This is a genomic window from Dietzia aerolata, assembly GCF_014144865.1.
Taxonomy (GTDB): Bacteria; Actinomycetota; Actinomycetes; order Mycobacteriales; family Mycobacteriaceae; genus Dietzia; species Dietzia aerolata.
The window spans coordinates 1-2,874 of the sequence record NZ_JAALDM010000314.1 but is presented as its reverse complement, the minus strand read 5'-3'; the positions used below and the strand labels follow the sequence as shown (position 1 = coordinate 2,874).

The following is a 2,874-nucleotide window of genomic DNA, read 5'->3' as shown; positions in this document are numbered from 1 at the left end:
GGGCGCAGCGGGTGCCGGAGGTGGCGCCGCTGCCGGCGACTCCGGTTCCGGGTCGGCCATGACCCCCGGCGCGGCGGGTTCGGGGGATGCCGGTTCGGGCTTCGTCGGCAGCGGCGTCGAGGTGGTCCTGCCGGACGGTTCCACGGCCACTGCCCCCAACGAGCAGGCCGCCGGGGCCGTGCGCAATGCCCTCAGCCAGCAGGGCGTGCCCTATGTGTGGGGCGGGACGACGCCCGGCCAGGGGCTGGACTGCAGCGGGCTCACGCAGTGGGCGTATCGCGATGCCGGGGTGGAGATCCCCCGGCTGGCGCAGGAGCAGGGCGTGGGTGTGCAGGTCTCGCAGCAGGATCTCGCGCCGGGCGATCTGCTGGTGTGGGACGGCCATGTGGCGATGTACATCGGTAATGACCAGATCGTAGAGGCCGGGGACCCCGTAGCGGTTTCGGGCCTGCGCACCGACAATATCGGCATGTCCTTCTACGGTTTCTACCGTCCCACCGGCGGATGACCCCCGAGAGTTGCCGCCACACGGACCCGATGTCCGGGGTCGTCGCCGAGGTCGGTATCGACGGCGTCCCGGTCGGTGTGGCCGTTCCCGATCAGCTCCTGGACCGCGCGTCGTCGGAGGTGGCGCGGGCGGTCCTGCGCGCCCTCACCGCCGCGGCGGGCGAGGCCCGCGAGTTGTTGGAACGTCGCGCGGAGGAGGAGTGGGACGGTGCGGAATGGGACCGTTCGGAATTTGACGACGACGACGAGGCTCTGGAGCTCGTCCCGTGAGCGGTGGCGGACTGGACGTCGAGGCCTTCCTCGATCGGCTCCGCGGTATTGCCGCGGAGTGGGAATCCGCTCACAGCCAGTTGGAGACCCTTCGGGTGGTGGCCTCCAGCCGGGACGAGCTCGCCACGGCCACTGCCGACTCGGGCGGCACGGTCGTCGACCTACAGTTGGCCGCAGGGCTTCGCAGGCACGGGTCGGACACGGTAGCGGCGTCGATCCTGGAGGCCACGTCCCAGGCCGTGGAGCAGGCCAACTCGCAACGGGCGGAGCTGGTGTCGGGCTCGGTGGCGCTGGCTGTGGGCGGCCGGAAGCAGGCCGCGGAGGAGGCGTTGCGGGAGGGATGACGCACTGACGGCGCGACAGGCCCGGGAGGCCGTGGCACCAGCTGACCGGGCGTGGATATGCTGGCCGACATGGCCAAGGACATAGTCCCGATCGAGCTCGGTCTCCCGGAGGGAGACGTCACGACCCTCTGGGCGCCCAGTTGGCGTGAGGACAATGACGACTGGGAGGCGTTCCTCGGCCTCGGCGAGGATCTCTACGCCTTCGATTCGACCGCCGAACTCCTTGCGCTGGTCCGCAGTGGCGCCGAGCAGGACCTGCAGGACCATCCGTCGTGGGAGCAGTTCGCGTCGTCGGACGTGCTGGAGTTCCGCGCCGCGGAGGAGAACTGCTACGACCTGGTCGGGGTTCTCGAGCTGCTCGGTGAGAGCCCCACCGAGTCCTCGGTCGACGAGATCGACCAGTCCTTCGCGATCGCCCGGTCGATCGGCGAGGTGTGCGAGCTGGACACGGTCACCAAGTTCTTCAACGGCAATCCCGTCCTGGCCTCGGTCACGCATGGCATGGACGAGTTCTACGGCCGCGAGGGCCTCAAGCTGTGGAAGTCCATCCGCAAGACGGCGGCCAAGGGCTGGGACGACGTGCTGGATGCGATCCAGGGCGTCATCACCTCGCCGAAGCTCGACACCGCCGAGGTGGAGAAGGCCCGCCGCGACCTCGAGACTGCCGAGGCCGCGCTTCCCGAGGTCGAGGAGGAGCCGGAGGTCGAGGACTCCTCCCCCGCCGGCTACCCGGAGGGTTCGATCTGGGCCAAGGTCGGCATCGACCCCATCCGCATCGTTTTCGCGGATCAGGAGTTCCTGAGCCTGCGCTGCTACCTGGGCGATCGGCCGGTCTTCCTGGGCGACGGCGATCAGGTCTACGTGTTCACCAGCGGCCGCGGGCTCGGTCGCTACCTCGCCGACAATGACGACTCCACGCTGAGCCGGGTCGCCACCTACGAGCAGATCAAGATCGCCGCCACCGACGGCAGCCTCGACGTTCACGTCACTGACGACAATGTGTACGTGTTCGCCGGTCTCGATCGCGATATCGAGGTCGGCCCGGACATGGTCGACTCCGACCAGCTCGGGCTGGCGGTGGAGTTCATCACGGACCTGGCGAATTACATCGGCGACGCCGAGCTGGAGTCGTCGGTGACCGGCCGCGGCTCCTCGCTGCGCAGGTTCATCCGCTACGTGCTGAACCCGGACGACGCCACGCTGCTCGAGCCCTCCGCGCCGTACGACGACGAGTCCTCCGAGTGGCGCGACCTCGTCGATGACGTGGAGCAGCTCGTCACCACGCCGGACATGACCTGACCCCACTCGCCCCACCTGGCCAGCTTGCCTCACCTGGCCTGCTTACCTCACCTGGCCCGCCCACCTCACCCGGCACACCCGCCTCACCCGGCACACCCGCCTCGCCTGGCGCTGCCTGGCTCCGCCTGCTGCGTCGCCGCGCCATCGAGAAGTGGGTTCGGCACACCCCTCTCTCGGCAAACGTGTGCAGAAGTCTCTTCGCGATGCCCTAAGAGTTGGTCACCAGCCGCGGATGCGGTGGACGACGGCGCCCGCGGGTCCACCAGCAGCGCCAGCCCCAGCGCCGGTAGCGGACCTGCCAGCTGCATCGGCCGCTGCACCGCCATTCGCGGGGCCGCCGGGCTCGAGCGTCAGGGCCGCATCGAGTTCGGTGAGCGCGGCCGGGATCCGATCGGCGTCGGCAGCGTGCACAGCGGCGATCACCTCGCCGGCTCGGACCTCCTCGCCCTCGACC

General features: G+C 69.7%; 4 protein-coding genes and 1 pseudogene. 4 read left to right on the top strand and 1 reads right to left on the bottom strand.

Annotation, left to right across the window (positions count from 1 at the left end; translation table 11 throughout):
- The 4 genes from G6016_RS15635 to G6016_RS15620 form a co-directional block, all read left to right on the top strand.
- The coding region (locus G6016_RS15635; protein WP_182633525.1) for a C40 family peptidase at positions 1-508 on the top strand (508 nt) is incomplete at its 5' end.
- A complete protein-coding gene (locus G6016_RS15630; protein WP_182633524.1) occupies positions 505-777 on the top strand; it encodes a hypothetical protein in 273 nt (90 codons plus the stop codon). The genes G6016_RS15635 and G6016_RS15630, both read left to right, overlap by 4 nt.
- Positions 774-1,121 carry a YbaB/EbfC family nucleoid-associated protein gene (locus G6016_RS17580; RefSeq protein WP_182633523.1) on the top strand — a complete coding sequence of 116 codons (348 nt, stop codon included), beginning with the start codon at positions 774-776 and terminating at the stop codon, positions 1,119-1,121. Before G6016_RS15630 ends, G6016_RS17580 begins: the two co-directional genes overlap by 4 nt.
- A gap of 69 nt (positions 1,122-1,190) precedes the next feature.
- Positions 1,191-2,420 carry a SatS C-terminal domain-containing protein gene (locus G6016_RS15620; RefSeq protein WP_182633522.1) on the top strand — a complete coding sequence of 410 codons (1,230 nt, stop codon included), beginning with the start codon at positions 1,191-1,193 and terminating at the stop codon, positions 2,418-2,420.
- 219 nt (positions 2,421-2,639) lie between these two features.
- On the opposite strand, the pseudogene G6016_RS15615 reads toward G6016_RS15620, so the two are convergent.
- Positions 2,640-2,874, bottom strand: a pseudogene (locus tag G6016_RS15615) (hypothetical protein); the annotation flags it as partial.